General features: G+C 72.2%; 1 protein-coding gene. It reads left to right on the forward strand.

Annotation, left to right across the window (positions count from 1 at the left end; translation table 11 throughout):
• Nucleotides 1-21 precede the first annotated feature (21 nt).
• Nucleotides 22-654, forward strand: a 633-nt coding sequence (locus IE249_RS35535) for a hypothetical protein (RefSeq protein ID WP_229860047.1), incomplete at its 3' end; no start/stop codon positions are given.

Raw genomic sequence — 654 nt, forward strand, 5'->3', positions numbered from 1 at the left:
GCACTCGGCGCAGAGGTCGGGATGCTGACCGACTGGTTCGACACCGCGCTGTGGGGCCTCAGCATGTTCCGCACCGGCGCCAACGCCCGGGGCCCGGTCGAGATCGACCCCAGCGCCGCCGAGGTCACCCACGAGCGGCTGTGGCAGGTCATCAGCGACCTTGACCACCGCCTCCTGCCCCGGCTCCAGGGCATCCGGGACATGGCCATCCGCCGGCACAAGGAACTCGGCGGGAGCCTGAACGACCTGGCCCTGGCCATGGACGTCAAGAAGTCGACCGCACAGAGCCGCCTCGGCGTCATCCTCACCGGCAAGGACCGCCCCAGCACCTGGGAGAACTGGGCCGTCCAGGGCGGCCCCCAGGGCCGCGAACACTGCCAGGCGTGCGGACACCCGCCCTTCCCCACCGACCCGCTCGTGACCACCGACGACGACGACCGCTACCGGATCCACCGCAGCCACACCCAGAACCCCACGGACGGCTTCTTCGGCACCCCGACCGTGGACCCCGACGACGAGTCGTTCGCCTGGGAGCCCGGCGACCTGCACCGCGACCCGGCCGAGGACCGCGACGACGTCACCGCCGACGCTCCGCGCGACCCGGTCGAGCTGGACGAGCGCATCGCGGCGGACCACGCCGACATGACGGACGAC

Origin of the sequence: Streptomyces anandii JCM 4720, from assembly GCF_014650655.1 — a bacterium.
In the GTDB taxonomy this organism is placed as follows: domain Bacteria; phylum Actinomycetota; class Actinomycetes; order Streptomycetales; family Streptomycetaceae; genus Streptomyces; species Streptomyces anandii.